Origin of the sequence: Rhodococcus jostii RHA1, from assembly GCF_000014565.1 — a bacterium.
Classification (GTDB): domain Bacteria; phylum Actinomycetota; class Actinomycetes; order Mycobacteriales; family Mycobacteriaceae; genus Rhodococcus_F; species Rhodococcus_F jostii_A.
The window spans coordinates 212,168-227,095 of the sequence record NC_008268.1 but is presented as its reverse complement, the minus strand read 5'-3'; the positions used below and the strand labels follow the sequence as shown (position 1 = coordinate 227,095).

14 protein-coding genes and 2 pseudogenes are annotated in these 14,928 nt (G+C 68.1%); 5 read left to right on the top strand and 11 right to left on the bottom strand.

Annotation, left to right across the window (positions count from 1 at the left end; all coding sequences use genetic code 11):
- The first annotated feature begins 19 nt into the window (after positions 1-19).
- Together RHA1_RS00880 and RHA1_RS00875 are read left to right on the top strand one after the other, a co-directional pair.
- Positions 20-421 carry a PPOX class F420-dependent oxidoreductase gene (locus tag RHA1_RS00880; RefSeq protein ID WP_009472714.1) on the top strand — a complete coding sequence of 134 codons (402 nt, stop codon included), beginning with the start codon at positions 20-22 and terminating at the stop codon, positions 419-421.
- Between the two features lie 198 nt (positions 422-619).
- On the top strand, positions 620-829 hold the full coding sequence (locus RHA1_RS00875; protein WP_237724179.1) for a hypothetical protein: 210 nt from the start codon (positions 620-622) through the stop codon (positions 827-829).
- 58 nt (positions 830-887) lie between these two features.
- On the opposite strand, the gene RHA1_RS00870 is transcribed toward RHA1_RS00875, so the two are convergent.
- Positions 888-1,472 carry a TetR/AcrR family transcriptional regulator gene (locus RHA1_RS00870; RefSeq protein ID WP_011593483.1) on the bottom strand — a complete coding sequence of 195 codons (585 nt, stop codon included), beginning with the start codon at positions 1,470-1,472 and terminating at the stop codon, positions 888-890.
- A gap of 79 nt (positions 1,473-1,551) precedes the next feature.
- On the opposite strand from RHA1_RS00870, the pseudogene RHA1_RS00865 reads away from it, so the two are divergent.
- A pseudogene (locus RHA1_RS00865) lies at positions 1,552-2,210 on the top strand (DUF418 domain-containing protein).
- On the opposite strand, the gene RHA1_RS00860 reads toward RHA1_RS00865, so the two are convergent.
- From RHA1_RS00860 to RHA1_RS00840, 5 genes are all read right to left on the bottom strand, one after another.
- Positions 2,179-2,526 carry an ANTAR domain-containing protein gene (locus RHA1_RS00860; protein ID WP_009472710.1) on the bottom strand — a complete coding sequence of 116 codons (348 nt, stop codon included), beginning with the start codon at positions 2,524-2,526 and terminating at the stop codon, positions 2,179-2,181. The pseudogene RHA1_RS00865 and the gene RHA1_RS00860 sit on opposite strands and share 32 nt — an antisense overlap.
- Positions 2,523-2,729, bottom strand: a complete 207-nt coding sequence (locus RHA1_RS00855) for a hypothetical protein (RefSeq protein WP_011593480.1) — start codon at positions 2,727-2,729, stop codon at positions 2,523-2,525. Before RHA1_RS00855 ends, RHA1_RS00860 begins: the two co-directional genes overlap by 4 nt.
- Before the next feature lie 218 nt (positions 2,730-2,947).
- Positions 2,948-4,309 carry a metallopeptidase TldD-related protein gene (locus RHA1_RS00850; protein WP_011593479.1) on the bottom strand — a complete coding sequence of 454 codons (1,362 nt, stop codon included), beginning with the start codon at positions 4,307-4,309 and terminating at the stop codon, positions 2,948-2,950.
- Positions 4,306-5,826: a TldD/PmbA family protein gene (locus tag RHA1_RS00845; protein WP_011593478.1), complete on the bottom strand. Its 1,521-nt coding sequence runs from the start codon at positions 5,824-5,826 to the stop codon at positions 4,306-4,308. Before RHA1_RS00845 ends, RHA1_RS00850 begins: the two co-directional genes overlap by 4 nt.
- Positions 5,827-5,848: 22 nt before the next feature.
- Positions 5,849-6,616 carry a TSUP family transporter gene (locus RHA1_RS00840; protein ID WP_011593477.1) on the bottom strand — a complete coding sequence of 256 codons (768 nt, stop codon included), beginning with the start codon at positions 6,614-6,616 and terminating at the stop codon, positions 5,849-5,851.
- Positions 6,617-6,662: 46 nt separating this feature from the next.
- Here RHA1_RS00840 and RHA1_RS00835 point away from each other — a divergent pair, with 46 nt between their 5' ends.
- Positions 6,663-7,826 carry a sensor histidine kinase gene (locus tag RHA1_RS00835; protein ID WP_041810897.1) on the top strand — a complete coding sequence of 388 codons (1,164 nt, stop codon included), beginning with the start codon at positions 6,663-6,665 and terminating at the stop codon, positions 7,824-7,826.
- A 10-nt stretch (positions 7,827-7,836) separates the two neighbouring features.
- Here the strand turns inward: RHA1_RS00835 and RHA1_RS00830 are convergent, their stop codons facing one another.
- The 3 genes from RHA1_RS00830 to RHA1_RS00820 form a co-directional block, all read right to left on the bottom strand.
- Positions 7,837-8,241: an Rv0313 family protein gene (locus RHA1_RS00830; protein ID WP_009472704.1), complete on the bottom strand. Its 405-nt coding sequence runs from the start codon at positions 8,239-8,241 to the stop codon at positions 7,837-7,839.
- Positions 8,242-8,357: 116 nt separating this feature from the next.
- Positions 8,358-10,013, bottom strand: a complete 1,656-nt coding sequence (locus tag RHA1_RS00825; RefSeq protein ID WP_011593475.1) for an amidohydrolase — start codon at positions 10,011-10,013, stop codon at positions 8,358-8,360.
- A 60-nt stretch (positions 10,014-10,073) separates the two neighbouring features.
- A complete protein-coding gene (locus tag RHA1_RS00820; protein WP_029539646.1) occupies positions 10,074-11,603 on the bottom strand; it encodes an APC family permease in 1,530 nt (509 codons plus the stop codon).
- Between the two features lie 170 nt (positions 11,604-11,773).
- Here RHA1_RS00820 and RHA1_RS00815 point away from each other — a divergent pair, with 170 nt between their 5' ends.
- Positions 11,774-12,502, top strand: a complete 729-nt coding sequence (locus RHA1_RS00815; protein ID WP_011593473.1) for a TetR/AcrR family transcriptional regulator — start codon at positions 11,774-11,776, stop codon at positions 12,500-12,502.
- Between the two features lie 285 nt (positions 12,503-12,787).
- On the opposite strand, the pseudogene RHA1_RS51440 reads toward RHA1_RS00815, so the two are convergent.
- Positions 12,788-12,997, bottom strand: a pseudogene (locus RHA1_RS51440) (nitroreductase/quinone reductase family protein); the annotation flags it as partial.
- A gap of 344 nt (positions 12,998-13,341) precedes the next feature.
- Entirely contained in the window at positions 13,342-14,901 is a 1,560-nt protein-coding gene (locus tag RHA1_RS00810) for a glycosyltransferase family protein (RefSeq protein WP_011593471.1), read from the bottom strand.
- Positions 14,902-14,928 lie beyond the last annotated feature (27 nt).

Sequence of the window (14,928 nt, the reverse complement as noted above, 5' to 3'; positions counted from 1 at the left end):
CTTCGCAGTTCGGTCTAGCATGGGGCCGGTGACCACAGAATTCGACCGGGTGTCGTCCGCGAAGTATGTCCTGCTCACCACGTTTCGGAAAGACGGCACCCCGGTGGCGACGCCGCTGTGGGCCGCCGCCGACGGTGACCGTCTGTTGATGTGGACGGTCACCGACTCCTACAAGGTCAAACGCATCCGCCGCAACCCAGAAGTGACGGTGGCCGCATGCGATGCTCGCGGCAAGCCGAAGGGGCCCGAGGTTCCTGCCCGCGCCGTCATCCTCGACGCTGCCGACACCGATCACACGCGGGACGTGATCGCCCGAAAGTACGGCATCCTCGGTTGGCTCACGATGAAGGGCAGCCTCCTGCGCCGAGGAAAGACCGGCACCATCGGGCTCGCCGTGACGGCCGACGACCGGCGTGGGTGATCGGACGTTCGAGGGTGGATTCGACGCGCCCACCCTGGGTCACCTTCCTCACCCTGGGGTGAGGGAAGGTGACCCCAGGGGCCTGGCGGCGTGCGGGTGCGGGGATCACGGTGGGTATGTCCCGTAGACGGGAGTATCACCATGAACCACCACATCGCCCTGCGTCGCCGCGTTGACCGATCCATGCGATCGCGGCGCGTGAACATCCCACGCCGGGACGCACACGCCGTCGTCATCGCCGGACTGCTCGCGTCCCGCGTCCTCGCGGACTACTTCGGTACGGTCACGATTCACGAGAAGGATCACCTGGCCGACAACGCCGTTCACAGCATCAGGAAGCGCGGCGACCTCATCGCGAGCCGTACATTCGACGACGGCGTCGTCTGGCTCCGCTACCGGCCCGCGTGATGAGGGGCGGGTCGGCTTCTCGCGGAACGGGTATGTGGCACCGCATCTCGGTGAACGGTCAGAGGAGTGTGCGGAGATGCTCGGCGATCATGCGCCGAGCGGTGTCCGGGGTGTCGGTATCGCCGAGCAGAACGTGCATCGCCGCGCCGTCGACAAGTGCGTGCAGGCGCATCGCCTCGGCGTCGACGTCGATGTCCGGCGCGATCAAGCCCCATTGAGCGAGGCCGGTCAGGATCGCGGCGCATGCACCACGGAGCTGCCGTTGGGCGTCGAGGGCGATGTCTTTCAGTAGGGGATGGGCGGGGCTTTCCGCTACGAGGGCCAGGTTCACTTCCATTTCGCAGCGTCGGCGGTCGTCGAGGGGGAGTACCTCGTCCAGCACTGCGAGGGCACGCTGCCACGGGTCGGTGATCGACGCGTGGGCCTGTGCTCGTTCGCGGACACGCGTTGCGACGAGCCGCATCGAATAGGCGAGGAGTTCGGTCTTGCTGGCGAACACGTGTCGGAGCGATCCGCTCGAGATTCCGGCCTCCGCGGCGACATCCCGGACGGACACGGCGCCGATGCCCTCGCGTTGGATCACCCGCCACACGGCCTCGGCGATCTCCTGCTGCCTTCGGTCGTGGTCGATGAGCTTCGGCACCCTCCCATGCTAGCACGGCCGTGTTAGCATGGACACTTGTTGGCACGATCGTACTAACAAGTACTGGAGGGCTGAAGGCATGACGTCGCAACTGTCGAGTTCCCACCGCTACGCCGCGCTCGACGTCATGCGCGGTGCGGCCATCCTGGGAACCCTCGCCACCAACATCTGGATCTTCACCAACGTCGAGGGTCTGGTGGGGTATGTCAACGGCACCGGACGTGCCACCGGCGGATGGGCCCCGGTGCAGGCGATTCTGCAGCAGTTCGCGCAGGGCAAGTTCCTCGGCCTGCTCACCATCATGTTCGGCATCGGACTGGTCATCCAGCAGCGCTCCGCGCAGCGACGTGGCGCTCGGTGGCCGGGCGGCTACCCGTGGCGCGCGGGGCTGCTGATGCTCGACGGAGCGCCGGGAGCGAACCCGGCCCGGCCGGTCGGGCGCTCTCGGGAGTGGGCCGCACTGCGCTCAGTTGCTATGTGCTGCAGAACATCCTGTGCTCGGTCGTCTGCTACGGCTGGGGATTCGGCCTCGCGGTCCGGTTGGGCGGCGCCACCGTCGTGCCGGCGACGGTCGCACTGTTCGGTGCGGTCTCGGCAACCCTGATCGTCGTGTCACGCCTGTGGTTGCGGCGGTTCGATCGGGGGCCGCTCGAGTGGCTCACGCACCGGGGCTACCAGCGTCTCACCCGGGCGGACAGGGACGGTGTCACCGCGCCAGCAGCGTCGTCCATTCCTTGAACTCGAGGGCGTACGACGGTGCGGGCGTCGTCACGGACGGGCACGGCTGTCGCCGAGTCGCCAACTCCACCAACGACTTAGCTGCCCGCATCACACTGACGTGATGATGTCGGGAGACGTCGAGTAACTCCTCGAACGCCTCGGCATCGCCGTAACCGCGGGTGGCGATGAGAATGCCTTTCGCGGTGGCGAGAACCTCGCGTCCGTCGGGGTGACGGTGCGGAATCGAATGTGCGGGCGGTGCGGTTTCGAGTACGTCGTTCGACACGGTGATCTCCTGGATTGTGGTGCTTCGCTGATGTCTGGGCGCGGTCATACCGCCGCCACCATCAGGGCCGTCGCGAGGACGACGATCAGTCCTCCCGTCGCGGCGGCGAGAACCGAACCGGTGATGATGCCGATTCCGGTGGCGCAGACGAGGCAGACGAACGTCGTCAGCGCCACGTCGGCGAGAGCGAACCGTCTCGTGACCTTGGTGTGGCCGTGGAGCAGGTCGCGGGTGGTGGTATCGGAGTGCATGAAACCTCCTGGTCAGACGGGCAAGGGACGTACTCGGCGCATGCGCCGGCCACGCGGCGCTACGGTGAGTTTCGGCCCCGTTCTCTGGAGACCTGAATATGACATGCGCGGCGAAACGGCTCTGGAGTGAGGAATCTCATATGCGCGATGTCTGCAGCATTTATAACGGAAACTGCACGGGCTGTCACCTAGACGAGCGTCCGCATAGAATCCGCCCCTCAGAGCGCCTTGCTGACGGACGACATGTGGAAGTCCGGGACGCGCAACGCCGGCATCGCGGTTCGGGTGAACCAGTCCTTCCATTCCCGGGGCAGCGTCCGCTCGGTGGCACCGGCCTGGGTGACCCTCCGCAACAGGTCGAGGGGGCTCTCGTTGAACCGGAAGTTGTTCACGGCGCCCGTGACCTTCCCGTTCTCGACGAGGTAGACGCCGTCCCGCGTCAATCCCGTGAGCAGCAGGGTGGCGGGGTCGACCTCCCGGATGTACCAGAGGGTGGTCAGCAGCAGCCCTCGTTCGGTCTCGGCCACCATCTGCTCGAGTGACACCGAACCGCCGGCGTCGAGGATCAGGTTGTCGCCGGGCGCGGTCACGTCGGCGCCGAACTCCTTCGCCGCAGCCCGCGGGTACGCGAGCGCATTGACGGTCCCGTCGCGGATCCAGTCGACCCGGCCCGCGTCCATCCCGTTGTCGAAGACGGACACCGATTCGGACGACGACCCGGTGACGACGAACGGCGTGTATTCCAGGCCGAGCGCGGCCGGATCGGAATAGAGGGTGAGGGGCAGCGCACTCAGCTTCTCCCCGATACGGGTGCCCCCGGGCGCCGACAGGGCGGAATGCCCTTCTTCGGCGGCCCGGCCCTCCATCGTCCACATGAGGTAGATCATGAGGTCCGCGACCGCGGACGGCGGCAGGATCGTCTCATAACGGCCCGCGGGCAACTCCACCCGGTTGCGTGCCCAGTCGAGGCGCGTGGACAGGTCCTGGAGCAACTTCACGCTGGCCACATCCGTGAAGTCCTTGGTGCTGGTGCCCACCCAGGCGCTGGCATCGCCGCGTTTGCCGTTGATCTCCACCGATCCGGTCGGCTGGGCGAATCGGCGCCGGATCCCGGTCGACGTGCCCAGCCACGTGGTGTGCAGCTGGTGGTGGGCGAAGCCGTAGAGCTGGTCGCTGCCGTCGAAGCCCATGCTCAGATCCTGGGCGAGCTGTTCGAACGCGCCGATCTCGGTGCGCTCCGCCGAGTCGTCCCACCGCTCATCGGCCTCGGTTCCGGTGAGTAGCGGCATCGCGTCCGATGCGGGTGTGGCTGCGCGGGCGGCGATTTCGGCCGAGCGGACCACACCGTCGATGTCGGCGGCGTCGACGGAGGCGGACGTGACGATGCCGACCTTCGCGTCCTCGCCGGCCCGGACGATCGAGATGACGGTCCAGCTGCGCGATGTGGACACGCCGTTGGTGGTCATCGAGTTGCCTGCCCATCGCAGCGACGCCTCGCTGGCATCGGTGACGATCACGATGGTTTCGTCCACGGTGGCCCGGGCGAGGACCTGCTCGACGAGTTGCTGCGGTGCGATCATCGGCCGCCTTCTGTCCGAGTGTTCAGTACGTTGACGCCGCGGAAGAGTGCCGACGGGCAGCCGTGGCTGACGGCCGCGACCTGGCCGGGCTGCGCCTTGCCGCAGTTGAAGGCGCCGCCGAGCTGCCACGTGGAGCGGCCGCCGACAGCGTCCATCGAACCCCAGAAGTCCGTGGTCGTCGCCTGGTACGCGACGTCGCGGAGTTGGCCGTCGAGCTTCCCGCCGCGGATGCGGTAGAACCGCTGACCGGTGAACTGGAAGTTGTAGCGCTGCATGTCGATCGACCAGGACTTGTCGCCGACCACATAGATGCCGTCCTCCACATCGGAGATCAGGTCGTCGGTGCTGCGGTCGGCGTCGGGGTCGGGCTGCAACGACACGTTGGCCATTCGCTGAATGGGGACGTGGTGCGGCGAGTCGGCATACGAGCAGCCGTTGGAACGCTCCAGCCCGAGCCGGGGCGCGAACGCCCGGTCGAGCTGGTAGCCGACGAGAATCCCGTCGGCAACCAGGTCCCAGGACTGGGTTTCGACGCCTTCGTCGTCGTAGCCGATCGTGGCGAGACCGTGCCGCTCGGTCCGGTCCGCGGTCACGTGCATGATCGGCGTCCCGTAGCGCAGCGTGCCGAGCTTGTCGGGGGTGGCGAACGACGTGCCGGCGTACGCGGCCTCGTAGCCGATGGCGCGGTCGTACTCGGTGGCGTGCCCGATGGATTCGTGGATGGTCAGCCACAGGTTGGTCGGGTCGATCACCAGGTCGGTGGGACCGGGTACCACGGTGGGGGCCTTCACCTTCTCGGCCAGCAGGTCCGGGATCCGGGCGAGTTCGTCGGTCCAGTTCCACACCCCGTCGCCGGCAACGTATTCCCATCCGCGGCCGACGGGCGGAGCGAGGGTGCGCATCGTCTCGAACACACCGGCCGACTGGTCGACGGTGGTGGCCTCGAGTTGCGGATGCAGCCGCACCCGCTGCTGCACGATGGACGATCCGGCGAGATCGGCGTAGAACGTCTGCTCCTTCACATGCAGGCATCCGGCAGTGACGTGGTCGACACCGTCGGATGCGAGGAGCCTGCGGGAGTATTCACCGAGCAGCGAGATCTTGTCGGAGGCGGGAACTTCGAACGGATCGACGTCGTAATCGGACACCCAGCGGACGTCCGTGTGCACCGGTTCGGCGGCGAGTTCGACGTGCTCACGGTTCAGTCGACGCAGCGCCCGGGCGACCGCGACGGCCTGTTCCGCCGTCGCGGCGGCGGTCGCCGGCGTCAGCTCGGCATGCGACGCGAAACCCCAGGTGCCGTCGACGACGACACGCACCGCGAAGCCGAGTTCGCTGGTGTCCACCGCCGACTGCACTTCGCCGTCGCGCAGCCGCAGCGACTGGCTGGTCAGCCGATGCACCCGCAGGTCGGCGTGCGACGCGCCCGCCGCGCGGGCAGCGGCGAGTGCCGCGTCCGCCAGCGAACGCAGGGGGAGGGCAAGGAATTCCGGATCAACCTGTCGTGGAGCCGTCACCTGGACCACCGTAGTCGGTCGCTCAGCCGAATTGCTGCCAACCCAACCGGATCACCATCGCGATCACCACGATCAGCAGGGTGATCCGGACGAATCCGGCGCCCTTGCTCAGTGCCATCCGCGAGCCGATGACCGCGCCGATCACGTTGCAGACCGCCATACCCAGGCCGAGTGCCCACAGCACGTGACCGGTGGCGGCGAAGAACACCAGCGCACCGAGATTCGATCCCAGATTGATCACCTTCGCCATCGCCGCACTGCGCACGAATTCCGTGCCGAGGAACGTGGCGAAGCTGATGATGAGGAATGTGCCGGTGCCCGGCCCGAACAGTCCGTCGTAGAAACCGAGGAGCCCGGCAGACAGCAGGACGACCGCGACGACCTTCCGCCGTGTCGGCGGATCCTTTGCCAGCGTGGTCCCGAGCTGCGGACGGATCGTCACGAAGACGGCAACGCCGACGAGCACCGCCATGATGAGCGGGATGAAGACGTCCTTGTCGATGCGCGACACCGTTGCCGCGCCGAGCGCGGATGCCACCGCCGCGAGCAGGCCTGCGGGAACCAGCAACCGCCAGTTCATGGGGATCCGGCGCGCGAACGTGACGACGGCGGCGGAGGTGCCGGTGAATGCGGTGAGCTTGTTGGTGGCCAGCGCCGCCTGCGGCGTCAGCTGCGGTGCGACGAGAAACAGCGCGGGAATGAGGATCAGTCCGCCGCCGCCGACGACGGCGTCCACCCACCCGGCGGCCGTCGCGGCGGTGAGAAGAAGCGCCCAGTCACCCACATTCATGGTGCAGACTCAACCACACCCACCCCGAGGTACTTACGCTGTGCACATGCGGAGGTTCAGTCTGTGGCTGCGAGGAAAGCCGACGGTTGCGGACTCGATGCTGGCGGCGATCCTGTTCACCCTCGAGGTGTTCGTGTTCACCGCGTCGGGCGACCGCTCGCCGTGGGTGCAGCTGGTCATGGGTTTCCTGCTGTGCCTGCCGATCGTGTGGCGTCGCAAGTACCCGCTGGCGGCGGCCGGTGCCGTTCTCGTGATGTCGATCACGATCACCTTCATCAGTTATTCGATCGGTGACCTCGACGCCGAACATCCCGGTCTGCTGGCGCTCGCCGTCGCCCTCTACACGCTCGTCGCCTACGTCGACCGCAGCACCGCCGCGGTGTACGCGGTGGGTCTCGTCGTCGATTCGGCCCTGTCGATCTGGTTGCTGGAACAGGAACTGGTGGCCGCCGGACTGTTCTCCGTCCTCGTCTTCGCGCTCTCGTGGATCACGGCGGAGTTCCTCGGCGCCCGGCGGGCCTACGACGAGGAGGTCGCCGCGCGCCTCGTCGTCGCCGACTACGACCGGGATCGCCGCGCCGAGGATGCGGTGGCGGCCGAGCGGACCCGGATCGCCCGGGAACTGCACGACGTGGTCGCACATGCGGTGAGCGTGATGATCGTTCAGGCCGACGGCGCGTCGTATGCCCTGAAGACCAACCCCGACATCGCGAAGCAGGCACTCACCAACATCGCGAGCACCGGGCGGGAGGCTCTGGCGGAACTGCGGCGCACCGTCTCGCTGCTGCGCACCGAACCGGCGACCGACGACATGCCCCAGCACGGCACGGCCGGCCTCGCCCGAGTGGTCGACATGATGCGCAGCGCCGGCCTGCCCGTGGAACTCGAACTGACGGGGGAGTTGGACGACATCAGCCCCGCGGTCAGCCTCGGCGTCCACCGGCTGGTCCAGGAATCGTTGACAAATGTGCTGCGGCACGCCGGGGAGCGTCCGCGCGCGAAGGTGCGGGTGCGGCGGCGCGAGACGGATGTCCTCGTCGAGATCACCGACAACGGCAACTCGTCCGGGCAGTTCTCGCTCGGGTCGGGCAACGGCCTGCTCGGTATGCGAGAGCGGGTCGCCGTCCTGCACGGCACCCTCGAGGCGGGACGGCAGACAGACGGCAGCTGGCGGGTCACCGCGGAGTTGCCGCTCGAGCTGGAGGACTGAGCGGCCTCGGTCACTCCGTCTCCGGTGGCGCTGCTTCCTCCGGCTGGTCGAGGACGCTGACGGTGACGCCGTAGGGGAGGAACCGCACCGACCGGTGGGGATCCGTGTTGTGCTTGTGCGCGCGGAGCGCATCGAGTTCGGTGGCATACACCTGCTCGACGCGTGCGACGCCCTCGTCGTCGAGCGTGTAGATCGCCCACACACCGTCACCGGTCTCGCCGGCGGTTTCCGGCTTCGCCGCGCCGCGCGGAGAGCGGGCGAAGTCCGCGAACACGCCCGTCCACGGAATCTGAGAATCCGCCTGGTCCAGGAACCTGACGATCCGGTCCTTGACGCCCTGCAATTCCTCGCCGGCCTCACGGATCACGCGGTCGAGATCGTCGGGGTCGAACCCGAACGGCCTGTTGTCGCCCATCACTGTCTCCTGACTTCGGCGGGACACCTCCAGTGTGGCCGCGGATGCCGATCGGCGCCACGACGGTCCGCCGATCGGCATCCGCGCCGCCGAGCAGGGCTGCCTCCCGCTGGTCCTCAGGCGTCCGGTGCGGAGTAGACGCGATTACCGCCCACATAGGTCAGGACCGCCCGGCTCCCGCCGATCTCGTCGGCGGTTCCCGTGAACGGATCCCGGTCGAGGACCACCAGGTCTGCGAGCTTGCCCACCTCGATGCTCCCCGTGTCGTCGAGGTGGTTCACGTACGCGGACCCGGCGGTGTAGGCGGTCAGTGCGGCCGTGAGGTCGATTCGTTGCTCCGGGAGGAACACCGGGCGCCCCTGCCCGTCCCGGCCCGGCAGCACGCGATTGACCGCGACGTGGATGCCGTGGATCGGGTCGGCGCTGCTGACCGGCCAGTCGCTGCCGGCTGCCAGCGTTGCGCCCGAACGCAGCAGGGAACCGAAGGGGTACTGCCTGCGGGAGCGCTCGTCCCCGAGGAAGGGGATGGTGAGTTCGTCCATCTGCGGTTCGTGGGCTGCCCACAGCGGTTGCATGTTGGCCGTGACGCCGAGCGCGCGGAAGCGGGGGATGTCGTCCGGGTCCACGACCTGAAGGTGGGCGAGGTGCGGCCGGGTGTCGCGGAATCCGTTCGCCGTCCGAGCGGCGTCGACCGCGTCGAGCGCGTCGCGCACGGCCCGGTCACCGAGCGCGTGGAAGTGCACCTGAAATCCGAGGGCGTCGAGCTCGGTGACGTATCCGCGCAGCTCGTCCGGGTCGACGAAGCTGGTGCCGGAATGGGCTGTCGCGCAGCCGCATCCATCCAGATACGGGGAGATCATGGCCGCGGTGCGGGATTCGGCGACACCGTCGAGCATGATCTTCACGGTGTCGGCCCGCATCCGCCCGACGCGGAGAAGGGAACGCCGCCGGAGCAGATCGGGGATCTGCTCGGCGCCCCGATCGCGATCCCACCACAAGGCGCCCGCCACCCGCGCGGTGAGTGACCCGTCGCCGGCCGCGCTCAGGTAGGCGTCCGAGACGTCGGAGATCCCGGAGGTGTCGCCGAGTAGCGCGTCCTGCCAGGCGGTGATGCCGAGCGAATGCAGGTGCTGCTGGGCGTGGAGCAGGGCCTTCAGCCGGTCGTCGGGCGTGTGCTGCGGGGTGTGGCAGCCGACCAACTCCATCGCGGACTCCTGGAGCATGCCGGTCGGCAAGCCGTCGGCGTCGCGTTCGATACGTCCACCGACGGGATCGGGGGTGTCTCGGGTGATGCCCGCGAGGTCCAGCGCTCTCGTGTTGGCCCAAGCCCCGTGGTGGTCGCGGTTGGGCAGAAACACCGGCCGATCCCGCACGACGGTGTCGAGGAGTTGCGCGGTGGGTGTGCCCCCGTCGAACGCCTCCATCGACCACCCGCCGCCGACGATCCACGGCAACTCCGGGTGTGCGTCGGCGTAGCTGCGGATGGCGGCGAGGGTGCCGGCGGCGTCGCTGGTGCCCGTGAGGTTGCAGCGGGCGTACTCGAGGCCGGCCACCACGGGATGGATGTGCGCGTCCTGGAAGCCGGGCAGCAGCAGCCTGCCGGTGAGGTCGACGACCTCGGTGCGGGAGCCGATCAGCTCCCTGACCTCGTCGTGGCCGACGGCGGATATCCGGCCACCGGTGACGGCGACCGTCGTGGCGCGGCTGCGGGCCGGGTCCAGGGTGGCAATCGATCCGCCGGTGAAGACCAGATCTGCGGGTTCTGCTGACATCGAAAATCTCCTGTCGGGAAGTGATTTAGTCGGTGGTCGGATCAGGTCGCGTCGCGCTGATCAGGAACGGGTGGTCACGGGAACGTCGGCGGGCGCACCGAGCAGGTTGACGTCGTCGGCATCCGTTCCGCGGCCGGTGACGAAATAGGGCGACCGTCGGACCCACTTCGCGTGCGCGGCCACAACCAGCCCCGAGATCAGGATGAGGACCGGGAACAGCAGCTGAAACCAACCGTTGGTCGCGCTGAATTCGAGATGATCTGCCGAGGTGTAGAAGATCCAGCCCAGGTAGCCGCCCAATGCCAGCAACACCAGGGCGCTGAGAGCGGGAAACACGACCGCGCGCAGTCCCTCCCACGGACGTTCCCGCAGGAGTCCGCGGAACCGGACGGCTGCGGCGAGTGCCGTCAGGCCGTACCAGAGGGCGACCACCAGACCGATCGAACTGATGCCCGCACCGAGAAGGTCGCTGAGCTTGGGGATGACCGTGGCCAGCAGCGCGACCACGGCGGAGATGCCGCCGAGCAGCACGGTTCCGGCCGCCGGGGTTCCATAGCGGGAATGGATGCGGGTCCACACCGGGCCGAGCGTGCGGTCCCGGCCCATCGCGAACAGTCCACGCGCGCTGGGTATCACGGTGGCCTGGAGCGAGGCGATGACGGAGAACATCAACGCCACCACGGGAAGCGCGGCCAGCGGCTGACGGGCGAGTGCCTCGCCGAGGAACGCGAGCCCGACGGTCCCGTTGTCCGCCAGTTCCGTGGGGGTGAGGACGCGCTGGAACGCCACCGCACCGAGCAGGAACAGGCCGAGGACCAGGAAGACGGTGATCACGCCGGCGCGGGACGCGTCGCGCGGATCGCGCACCTCCTCGCTCACGCTGAACGCCGCTTCGAAACCCCAGTAGAAGAAGACCGCGATCACCATTCCCTCGGCCAGCACGGCGAACGACGGAATCGCGAAGGGATTGAACCAGGAGAGGGAGAACGGCTGGCTCCCGGCGAACAGCCCATACGTGCAGAAGCCGATCAGCACGACGTACTCGAAGACGAGGAGATACTTCTGCAGCCGTGCGGCGACCGCGACGCCGCGGACGGCGGTGAAGGTCACCGCACCGAGGATCGTCAACCCCAGCATCGTCGACTGCAGCGTGGAGTCGGGATCGAGAGCGAGCCCGCCGATGCTGTGCAGCCCGGCCATGCCGGCGAGTTGCAGGATCGCCGACCCGGCGATCGCGGTGGTGTAGGCCATGAACACGACAACGGCGACGATGGCCATCCACCCGGTGAGGAAGCCCAGCCACGGACTGAGACTGCGGCCCACCCAGACGTAGCTGTTGCCGCAATTCGGTTCGACCCGGTTGAGCCGGGCGTATCCGCTGGCAATTCCCAGGATCGGGACGAAGGCCAGTAGCAGCACTACCGGCATCTGGAGGCCGACCACGGCGGCGATGACTCCCAAACCGACACCGATGCTGGTCGTCGCGGCGGTACTCGAGGCGGCGATCGCAACTCCGTCCATGACGCCGAGGGATTTGCGGAGGGCCGTCGCCCTCGGCGCGTCGGCCGCGCCGTTGTTCACTACTGCCATGTGTGCGTCGCTTTCGCTGGAGGGTGGAGAGGGACGCGAGGCCACGCGCCGGTCCGGTGTCTCGTGCCCGCGGCCTGGGGCTTCGCTCCCTGCCTGTGACATGCAACACCGTCACCGTTTACACCGTCAACGGTGTTGGCATAAGCTGCGGCCGACGGAAGGAGCCGGGAATGGCGAAGCAGGTGGTGTCGGACTCGTCCCGGAAGAGGCGCAGGCCGACGAAACAGGGCGCAGTTCTCTCGGAGCAGCTGATCATGGAGACGGCGCTGCGGCTGCTCCGGCACCACGGCAGTGCGGGCCTGTCCGTCCGCCGACTCGGGGCTGCGCTCGGGGCCGACCCCAGCACCCTGTACCGGTACTTCCGGGGCATCGACGACCTGACGTTGGCGATCGCCGACGAGCTGATCGGACGGTCTTTCCACGGGTGGGAACCCACCGGAGACTGGTGGCGCGACTTGCACTCCCTCGGAATACGCTCGCATGCAGCGTATCTGGACCATCCACAGGCGGCAGTCCTGTCGGCCAGCCGCGTCAGCGGTCGCACCTCGGAGAAAGCGGCCGTCGACACGATCCTCGGGGTACTGCGCGAGGCGGGGTTCCCCGACGGCGCAGCGGTGCGCCTCTACCGCGCGTTCGTCGATCAGATGCTGGCGTTCGCCGCCCTCGACGGAGCCGAACTCGCACTACCCGACGACGTCCGCGAGTCCGACCGGCAACTGTGGCGATCGTCCTACGCGCAACTGCCTGCCGAGACGCACCCGCACATCGCCGCGACCGCGGGCCTGCTCGTCGACCTCTCCGACCGCAGCGCCTATCCCGACGCACTCGAACTGCTCCTCGACGGCGCGCGCGCCCTGCTTCACCGACTCGACGCGAAGCGAGAATCGGCAACCTCGTGACAATGGTTCGGCTCGAATCGTGGCCGAACGGCCCGAGGACCCGGGCCGGATCACCGGGGAGCATCCCGGAGCTCGACGACGAGCGGCCGACCTGTGTCGAACCAGTACCGGTGTAGATCCTTGATCTTCGCGCGTAGGCAACCCGCGCAGATGCACGGCGCATTCGCCGTAGTCGAACACAGTGACCGTCTCGCACAGCGCGTCCCGGGCATCGTCGAACTCCGCGCGATCGGTGATCTCTCGCGCGAGTCCATCGAACCAACCTGCCGGCAACCGAAGTCGAACCCGTGGGTTCCCACGGATGTTCCACACCCAGCCGGCGACGAAATCCGGGCGCGTCATCGCCAACGCGGGTGGCAGAAGAGAGACGAGGTAGGCACGGTCACCGCGTTGGATCACCCGCACACACTTTCGTCGCTGTTTGCCCGGCTTGCGTCCAGTCGTCGTCAGTACTGCAAATCCCGTCGGAGGGCGCACGAGGAAGCCGGGCAGCATCAGGGCACTGAGGACTGCCCCGTTCCGAGGCCTCCGCATCAGGCGCCCGTGCTTGGACGCCTCCTCCGCCGCCGCAGTGCGGACCTTCCGGTTCCGCTCGTGATCATCCGGCGCGGCCGATCGATTCTCGTCAGCTGCCACTCGCATCGCCCCGTCCCAGCGTTCCCCGCGAGCAATATGGCAACGGTTCACCGTTCCACGCGGCGGCATTTCACGTGTCAGGCGACGAAGAATCGCGCGCCGTGTCGTAGCAGCGGGTCGTAGAATCCGTTGGCGGAGAAATCCGATGGATCCGCACCTTTTCAACGCACGGACCGTCTTCGAGGGCAGGCCGCACGACCGCGTCAGCCGGCGGTGAGCGGCACCAGGATGAAGTGACCGGCTCCGCGGGCGGCGGAGAACACGTCCCAGGACATGGGACCGCCGGGACCACGGCCTTCCTCGTACCGGAGATCGAACGCCGGGTTCACGGGTGCGAGCCGGTAGTCGAAGAAGACGTAATTGGCGCGCAGCAACGTTCGCGCCGGTTCGGTGGCCTCCGCGAGACGGGGCACCAACCGGTCCTCGACCACCAATCCGCGGTCGGAGAACTCGTCGACGATCACGCACTCACAGAAGTACGCGAGGGTCCCGATCTCACCGGGGGATCGCACCGGCGCCTCCCCGACGAGTGTCCCGACCGCCCGGCCGACCCGCTCGTAGTCCTGCGCGCTCGCCCAGTTACCGAAGATGGGCGGCGCGTCCCACGGGAGACCGCTCTCGACGTCGTAGTACACGGCGCCGACTCCCAGCACAGCGAGGAGGCCGGCCAGCGAGCCGGCGACGGCGCGGTCCGGGGTGTCGCGCGCGGCGCTCCAGTGGATGCCGGCGGCGAGGACGGCGAACATCGCCAGCGTGGTCGCCGGCGCCACGTAATACCAGTGGTACGGCACGGTGTCGAGCACGACGTAGGCGACGTAGTAGAGGGCACCGGACAAGCCGAGCGCGAGCAGCGGCACGGGCACCGGCACCGGTCGCTTCCACGGTCTGGCGTACGAGGCGAGCGCGACGAGAATCAGCACGAGCGCGAGGGCCGCGGGACCGAATGCCGCCACGGTCCGCCATGGATTGGACTCGAAGTACATGATCGGGCCGGTGAGATAGTTGTAGCCGCCCACGTCGGAGGCCTGGCCCTGCTTGATCAGGAAGGTGTCGGGCAGCGCCGAACCGAGGACGACCCAGCTGAACAGGTACCACGGCCCGGCGATCGCGGCGAAGCCGGCGAGGGCGCGGCGCAGTTGCGTGCGAATCACCGGTGACAGGGCGGCGATGACTACAACGAAAACGAGCAGGTCCAGACGCACCAGCGTCGCCATCCCCGCGGCCGCACCGAACCAGGCGGTCCTGCCCTCGACCGCGAACCACACCATCACCGCGACGGCCGCCGGGATCAGCAGCACCTCGAGCCCGACCGCGGACAACACGAACGGGTTGAACACCACCAGCGCGCCGGCGAGCACCGCCCACCCGGACCCGAGGCCGAGCCGCCGGCACATCCGCGCCAGCACCCAGCCCAACAGGGCCGTGACCGCGACGTTGAGCATTCCGAGTGCCAACAGGGGATCGCCCGGGCCCCACAACCGGGTCAGGAACGTCAGTGCCCCGAGCACGAGCACGTTGAGCGGGGACGTCGACGTGTTCGCGGTCAGGCCGTGGACGATCGCCCACTCCCCGTGGACGGCGAGATTCCTGGCGGCCGACAAACTGATGTAGGCATCGTCGGTCAGGCTGCCGGAGACGATCCAGAACAACACGGCGGCCACCACCGCGCCGGACGCGGCGAGGATCATCGGCGCCCGGAACGGTCTCGGTACCGGTGGCGGGGCAGACCGCTCGAGCGGTTCGTTCAGCAATCCTGTGGACACCGCGACATCCTAGAGACCGGAGCCGCG

What these genes read in the sequence shown, in the direction of transcription:
- RHA1_RS00880 (WP_009472714.1), top strand. Translation starts at nt 20, where the DNA reads ATGGGGCCGGTGACCACAGAATTCGACCGGGTGTCGTCCGCGAAGTAT.
- RHA1_RS00860 (WP_009472710.1), bottom strand. Translation starts at nt 2,526, where the DNA reads ATGACCGCGCCCAGACATCAGCGAAGCACCACAATCCAGGAGATCACC.
- RHA1_RS00855 (WP_011593480.1), bottom strand. Translation starts at nt 2,729, where the DNA reads ATGCACTCCGATACCACCACCCGCGACCTGCTCCACGGCCACACCAAG.
- RHA1_RS00850 (WP_011593479.1), bottom strand. Translation starts at nt 4,309, where the DNA reads ATGATCGCACCGCAGCAACTCGTCGAGCAGGTCCTCGCCCGGGCCACC.
- RHA1_RS00840 (WP_011593477.1), bottom strand. Translation starts at nt 6,616, where the DNA reads ATGAATGTGGGTGACTGGGCGCTTCTTCTCACCGCCGCGACGGCCGCC.
- RHA1_RS00835 (WP_041810897.1), top strand. Translation starts at nt 6,663, where the DNA reads ATGCGGAGGTTCAGTCTGTGGCTGCGAGGAAAGCCGACGGTTGCGGAC.
- RHA1_RS00830 (WP_009472704.1), bottom strand. Translation starts at nt 8,241, where the DNA reads ATGGGCGACAACAGGCCGTTCGGGTTCGACCCCGACGATCTCGACCGC.
- RHA1_RS00825 (WP_011593475.1), bottom strand. Translation starts at nt 10,013, where the DNA reads ATGTCAGCAGAACCCGCAGATCTGGTCTTCACCGGCGGATCGATTGCC.
- RHA1_RS00820 (WP_029539646.1), bottom strand. Translation starts at nt 11,603, where the DNA reads ATGGCAGTAGTGAACAACGGCGCGGCCGACGCGCCGAGGGCGACGGCC.
- RHA1_RS00815 (WP_011593473.1), top strand. Translation starts at nt 11,774, where the DNA reads ATGGCGAAGCAGGTGGTGTCGGACTCGTCCCGGAAGAGGCGCAGGCCG.